Annotated in this window: 1 protein-coding gene; it reads left to right on the top strand. The window is 69.3% G+C overall.

Translation table 11 applies throughout. The features are described 5' to 3' along the window. A partial coding sequence (locus tag B0T44_RS25585; RefSeq protein ID WP_139795365.1) for a non-ribosomal peptide synthetase occupies nt 1-7456 on the top strand: 7456 nt, incomplete at both ends.

The raw sequence follows: 7456 nt of genomic DNA, 5'->3' as shown, positions 1-7456 counted from the left end.
TCCCGGAATGGAATGTCGGCGTCTACGTGCTGGATTCGCGGCTGCGCCCGGCCCCGATCGGCGCGCCGGGCGAACTGTATCTGTCCGGTCGTCAGCTGGCGCGTTGCTATCGCGGGCGTCCCGACCTGACCGCGGACCGGTTCGTCGCCCACCCGCTGTCGGCGAACGGCGAACGCATGTACCGCACCGGTGACCTGGTGCGCTGGACGCCGGCCGGGGTGCTGGAGTACATCGGCCGCACCGACTTCCAGGTGAAGTTCCGGGGTCAGCGCATCGAGCTCGGGGAGATCGAAACCGATCTGCTGGCGCATCCGGCGGTGAGCCAGGCCGTGGTGCTGGTGGTCGACACCGCCACCGGTCAGCAACTGGTCGCCTATGTGGTTCCCGCGCCCGGCCATGCGGTGGAGCCCGCGGAGCTGACCCGTTTCGTCAGCGAGAAACTGCCCAGCTACATGGTGCCCGCGGCGATCATGGTGCTGGCCGCGTTCCCGCTCAACACCAGCGGCAAACTGGACCGCAAGGCGCTGCCGGAGCCGGTGTTCGCCGCCGACGCCGCCGATTTCCGCGCCCCGCGCACCCAGGCCGAGCAGGTGGTGGCAGGCATCTTCGCCGATGTGCTCAGCCAGGAACGTATCGGCGTCGACGACAACTTCTTCGACCTGGGCGGTAACTCGCTGGTCGCGACGCAGGTGGTGTCGCGGATCGGCGCGGCGTTCGGTATCCAGCTCGGGGTGCGGGCGTTGTTCGAGACACCGTCCGTGGCCGGGATCGCCGCCCGCGCGGAGACCGCCGCACAGCAGGGCCAGACCGAAGGGCCGCGTCCGCCGCTGGTGGCGCAGCGGCTGCCCGAGCGGGTGCCGCTGTCGCTGGCGCAGCAGCGGATGTGGTTCCTCAACCAGTTCGATCCCACGGTGCCGACCTACAACCTGCCGTTCGTGGTGCGATTGCACGGTCACGTCGAGGTGTCGGCGCTGCACGCCGCGCTGACCGATGTGGCGGCGCGGCAGGAATCGCTGCGCACCATTTTCCCGGAGTCCGGGGACGGCGGATATCAGCTGGTGGTGCCGATCGAGCAGGTCGACCTCGAGGTGAGCATCGAGCCGATCGACGAATCCGAACTGCACGCTGTGCTGGCCGAATTCGCCTCCACCGGCTTCGATGTATCGCGGGAACTGCCGTTCCGGGTGCGGGTGTACGAGGTCACCGGCGGCCGGGGCAACGGCACCCCGGAGTACGCGGTCGCGTTCGTGGTGCATCACATCGCCGCCGACGGCTTCTCCTTCGGCCCCCTGGCCCGCGATGTGGCGGCGGCCTATCTGGCTCGCGCCGCCGGTGAGGCGCCCGCCTGGTCGCCGCTGCCGGTGCAGTACCGCGACTACAGCGTCTGGCAGCGGGAACTGCTCGGCTCGGAAACCGACCCGGAGTCGATAGCGGCGCGCCAGATCGCCTACTGGCAGCGCGGGCTGGCCGGGCTGCCGGATCAGCTGGACCTGCCGACCGACCGTCCGCGCCCGCCGGTGCAGAGCTTCCACGGCAGCCGGGTGGGTTTCCGCATCGACGCCGACCTGCATCAGCGGCTCGGCGCGCTGGCCCGCGCGCAGGGTGTCAGCGTGTTCATGGTCATGCATTCGGCGCTGGCGGTGCTGCTGGCCCGGCTGTCGGGGACCAGCGATATCGCGATCGGCACCCCGGTGGCCGGTCGTGGCGAGCAGGCGCTGGACGACCTGATCGGCATGTTCGTCAACACCTTGGTGCTGCGTTCGGAGGTCGACGGCAGCGAGGCGTTCACCGAATTCCTCGGTCGCACCAGGGAAACCGACCTGCAGGCGTTCGCACACGCCGATGTGCCGTTCGAACGTCTGGTCGAGGTGCTGAACCCGACCCGTTCGCAGGCGCGGCATCCGCTGTTCCAGGTGATGCTGTCGTTCCAGGAGATGGCGCATGCCACCCTGGAACTGCCGGGGCTGTCGGTGACCGCCGACGAGCTCGAGGTCGATATCGCGAAATTCGACCTGCAGTGGACGGTTACCGAGGAACGTTCCGGTGACGGCGCCCCCGCCGGTATGGCGGCCGTGGTCTCCTACTCGACCGACCTGTTCGACGCCGATACCGTCGCCGAATTCATCAGCCGCTACCTGCGCATCCTGGAAACCGTCGTGGATGCGCCGGAAACCGCGGTGCGCGATATCGACATTCTCGACGCGGCCGAACGCGCGACCGTGCTGTCCGGCTGGAACGACACCGCGCACGCGGTGCCCGCCGCGACGGTGCTCGACCTGTTCGAAGAGCAGGCCCGGCAGCGTCCGGGCGATATCGGGGTGATCTTCGACGGCGGCTCGCGTGACGAGCACGCCGAGGTCACCGAGCTCACCTACGCCGAGTTCGCGGCGCGGGTGAACCGCCTGGCGCGCAAGCTGATCGAGGCAGGTGTCGGCCCGGAAACGCTGGTCGGTGTCGGTATCCGGCGTTCGGTCGACATGCTGGTCGCCATGTACGCCACCATGACCGCGGGCGGCGGCTATGTGCCGATCGACCCCGATCATCCGGCGGAACGCACCGAGTACGTGCTGGAGTCCTCGTCACCGGTCTGCCTGCTCACCACCACGACCCATGATGTCGCTGCGGGTGATGTGCCGGTGTTCACCGTGGACACCCTCGACCTGAGCGGCTACGACGACGCCCCGGTGACCGACGCCGACCGGCGCGCGCCGCTGCGGCCGGACAACACCGCCTACGTGCTCTACACCTCCGGTTCCACCGGGCGGCCCAAGGGTGTGGCGGTCAGCCACGCCAGTGTGGTCAACCAGATAGCCTGGATCACCTCCGAATACCGCATCACCCCCGCCGATGTGGTGTTGCAGAAGACACCGGTCACTTTCGACGTGTCGGTGTGGGAGCTGTTCGGCACCCTGGCCGTCGGCGCCCGCATGGTCATCGCTGCCCCGGACGGGCACCGCGACCCGCTGTATCTGTCGGAGATCATCGGACGGCACAAGGTCACCATGACCTCGTTCGTCCCGTCGATGCTCTCGGTGTTCGCCGGCGCCGCCTCGGCTGTCGAATGTGCTTCGCTGCGCGCGGTTCTGGTCGCGGGTGAGGCGCTGCCGCCCGCCACCGTCACCGCGTTCCGGCAGTTCTCCACCGCTGTGCTGCACAACCTGTACGGGCCGACCGAGTTCACCGTGCACGCCACCGCCTGGCAGCTCAACGAGGTCGCGCCCCGTTCGGTGCCGATCGGTAGGCCGGTGTGGAATGCCCGCACCTATGTGCTCGACGAGGCACTGTCACCGGTGCCCGTCGGGGTGCCCGGCGAGCTGTACCTGGGCGGTGTGCAGACCGCGCGTGGCTACCACGGCCGCCCCGATCTGTCGGCCGAGCGTTTCGTCGCCGACCCGTTCGGTCCGCCCGGAGCCCGGCTGTACCGCACCGGCGACCTGGTGCGCTGGGCGGTGCCGAACGACCCCGAGGTCGGCACCGCTGGCGTGCTGGAATACATCGGCCGCACCGACTTCCAGGTCAAATTCCGCGGCCAGCGCATCGAACTCGGCGAGATCGAGGCCGCGCTGCTCGACCATCCGGCAGTGCACCAGGCCGTTGTGCTGGTGTTGGACACGGTGGCCGGCGATCAGCTCGTCGGTTATGTCGTCACGCACGCGGGCCCGGTCGATATCGACAACATCAAGGCGGCGCTGCACCGCACGCTGCCCGCCTATATGGTGCCGTCGGCGATTGTGGTGCTCGAGGCGCTGCCGCTGAACCCGTCCGGCAAACTCGACCGGAAGGCGCTGCCCGCGCCGGTGTTCGAGGTGCGCGAATTCCGAGCGCCGTCGACGCCGATCGAGGAGATCGTCGCGCAGATCTTCGGCGAGGTGCTCGGACTGTCCCGGGTCGGTGCCGACGACGACTTCTTCGATCTGGGCGGTAACTCGCTGATCGCGACCCAGGTGGCTTCCCGGCTCGGTATCGCGCTCGATACCAGGGTGCCGGTGCGCATGCTGTTCGAGGCGTCCACCGTGGCGGCGTTGGCCGCGCGGGTGGAATCGCACGCCGGTGACGGTGCGCGTAAGGCGCTGGTTGCCCGGACCCGTCCGGAAGAGGTGCCGCTGTCGCTGGCGCAGCAGCGCATGTGGTTCCTGAACCGGTTCGACACCGAATCCGCGGTCAACAACATCCCGGTCGCCATCCGACTGTCCGGCGATCTGGACGTCGCCGCACTACAGGTGGCGGTGATCGACGTGATCGACCGACACGAATCGCTGCGCACCGTGTTCCCGGAAACCGCAAGCGGCCCGGTGCAGGTGGTGCTGGACGCCGCCCAGATCGTGCCCGACCTGACCCCGATCCCGGTCACCGAGCACAACCTGATCGACCACCTGGTCGAACTGGCGTCGATGGCCTTCGATGTGACCAGCGAAGTGCCGCTGCACGCCCGGCTTTTCGAGATCAGCGACACCGAGTACGTGCTCGGCATGGTGGTGCACCACATCTCCGCCGACGGCTGGTCCATGGGTCCGCTGGCCCGCGATGTGATGGTCGCCTACGCGGCCCGCACCTCGTGGGAGGCGCCCGCCTGGGCGGAGCTGCCGGTGCAGTACGCCGACTACGCGCTGTGGCAGCGTGAGGTGCTCGGCTCCGAGGACGACCCGGACTCGCTGATCTCCGGCCAGATCCGGTACTGGACGCGCGCGCTGGCCGATCTGCCCGACGAACTGGTGCTGCCCTCGGACCGGCCGCGCCCGGCCGTCGCCTCCTACCGGGGCGCGACCTATCCGTTCGTCATCTCCGGCGAAGCCCAGCGCGCGCTGGTCGAGTTGGGCCGCAAGCACAATGCCTCGCTGTTCATGGTCATGCATTCGGCGCTGGCGGTGCTGCTGGCCCGGCTGACCGGGACCGGCGATATCGCGATCGGCACCCCGGTCGCGGGCCGCGGTGAGGCCGCGCTCGACGACATGATCGGCATGTTCGTCAACACCTTGGTGTTGCGCACCGAGGTCGACTCGGCTACCAGTTTCGCCGATCTGCTCGCCCAGGCCCGCGAAACCGACCTGCAGGCGTTCGCGCACGCTGATGTGCCGTTCGAGCGGCTGGTCGAGGTGCTGAACCCGGCGCGGTCGCAGGCGCGGCACCCGCTGTTCCAGGTGATGCTGACCTTCCAGAACACCAGGCAGGCCAGCCTGGAACTGCCCGGCCTTTCGGTCAACGGCATCGACTACGACGCCCGGCTGGCGAAGTTCGATCTGCAGCTGACCCTGTCGGAAACCCAGGACGACGAGGGCGATGCGGCCGGGATGTCGGCCGAGTTCTCCTATGCGCTCGACCTGTTCGACGAGTCGACGGTGGCCGCGTTCGCCCGCCGCCTCGACCGGGTGCTTGCCCTGGTCACGGCCCACCCGGACGTTCCGCTCGGCGATATCGATCTGCTGTCCGTCGACGAGCGCGCCCTGGTGCTCACCGAATGGAACGACACCGCACACCCGGTGCCCGACGAGACACTGGTCTCGCTGTTCGCAACGCAGGCTGCCGCCACCCCCGGCGCGGTCGCGGTGGTGTTCGAGGGCGAGCAGCTCAGCTACGCCGAGTTCGCGGCGCGCGTGCACACGCTGGCGCGCAGGCTCCTCGCCGACGGGATCGGGCCGGGTTCGCTGGTGGCGCTGGCGATCCGGCGTTCGGTCGATCTGGTCGTCGCCATGTACGCGGTGCTGGAGACCGGCGCAGGGTATGTCCCGCTGGATCCGGACCAGCCTGCCGAGCGCATCGAACATGTGCTGGCCACCGCCGGTCCCGCAGCCATCCTGACCACCGGCCGTGACGCGTTCACCGCCGCCGGTGCTCCGGTGCTGACCATCGACGCACTGGACCTGACTGGTTTCGCCGCCGAGCCGATCACCGATGCCGAACGGGCGCGGCCGATCCGGGGCGGCGATATCGCCTATGTGATCTTCACCTCCGGTTCCACCGGCCGCCCGAAGGGTGTCGCGGTGGCGCATGCGGCGATCGTGAACCGGTTGCTGTGGATGCAGCATGAGTACCCGATCGGGGCAGCCGACGCGGTGCTGCAGAAGACCCCGGCGACGTTCGACGTGTCGGTGTGGGAGTTCTTCTGGCCGCTGCAGACCGGCGCCCGGCTGGTGGTGGCCAAACCCGACGGTCACCGCGACCCGGTGTATCTGGCGCAGCTGATCGCCGAACAGGGCATCACCACCGTGCATTTCGTGCCGTCGATGCTGTCGGTGTTCGTGTCCACCCTCGGCAACGGTGACGCACCGGGAGTGCCCGCGCCGCGGTTGCGGCAGGTGTTCGCCTCCGGTGAGGCGCTGCCCGCCCCGACCGCCGCTCGGCTGCGTGAGCTGACCGGCGCGCGGCTGCACAACCTGTACGGCCCCACCGAGGCTGCGGTCGACGTCACCTATCACGAGGTGACCGGCGCGGACACGGTGTCGGTGCCGATCGGCCGTCCGGTGTGGAACACTCGGGTGTACGTGCTGGACGCGCGGCTGCATCCGGTTGCCCCCGGTGTCGCAGGTGAGCTGTATCTTGCGGGCGATCAGCTGGCTGTGGGGTACCTGGGCCGCCCGGACCTGACCGCCGACCGGTTCGTCGCCGATCCGTTCGGCGCCGCGGGTAACCGCATGTACCGTACCGGCGACCTGGTGCGGTGGACCGCGACCGGCGAACTGGACTATCTGGGCCGCACCGACTTCCAGGTGAAGCTGCGCGGTCTGCGCATCGAACTCGGTGAGATCGAGGCGGCGCTGCTGGCGCAGCCGGGTGTCGCGCAGTCGGTGGTCGTGGTGCGCAGCGATGCCAGGTCCGGTGACCAGCTGGTCGGCTATCTGGTGGCCGAAGCGGACGCAGGCGTCGACATCGAGGCGGTGAAATCCGCGCTCGCCGGTTCGCTGCCCGGCTATATGGTTCCGGCCGCGCTGGTGGTGCTCGACGCGTTCCCGGTGAACGCTTCCGGCAAACTGGACCGCAAGGCGCTGCCCGCGCCCGTGTTCGAAACCAAGGGTTTCCGCGCGCCGTCCACCCCGATCGAGGAGATCGTCGCCGAGATCTTCGCCGACCTGCTCGGCGTGGAACGTGTCGGCGTGGACGACGATTTCTTCGAACTCGGCGGCAACTCGCTGGTCGCCACCCAGGTGGTGGCGCGGCTGAGCGCTGCCCTGGACACCGAGGTCGGGGTGCGGGCGCTGTTCGAGGCGCCGACCGTTGCGGCACTGGCCGCGCGGGTGGAGTCGCGCACCGGTAGCGGTGCGCGTCAGGCGTTGACCGCGCGCACCAGGCCCGAACACCCGCCGCTGTCGCTCGCCCAGCAGCGCATGTGGTTCCTGAACCGCTTCGATATCGGGACCGACACCGCCACCGGCGCGGCCGGGGCCGCCTACAACCTGCCCGCCGCGGTGCGGTTGCAGGGCGCGCTCGATCTGGACGCGCTGCGCGGCGCGGTCGCCGATGT

The organism is Nocardia donostiensis, assembly GCF_002081715.1.
GTDB classification, from domain to species: Bacteria; Actinomycetota; Actinomycetes; order Mycobacteriales; family Mycobacteriaceae; genus Nocardia; species Nocardia donostiensis.
Note: the sequence above shows the minus strand (reverse complement) of the source record. Positions and strands in the feature narration are given on the sequence as shown.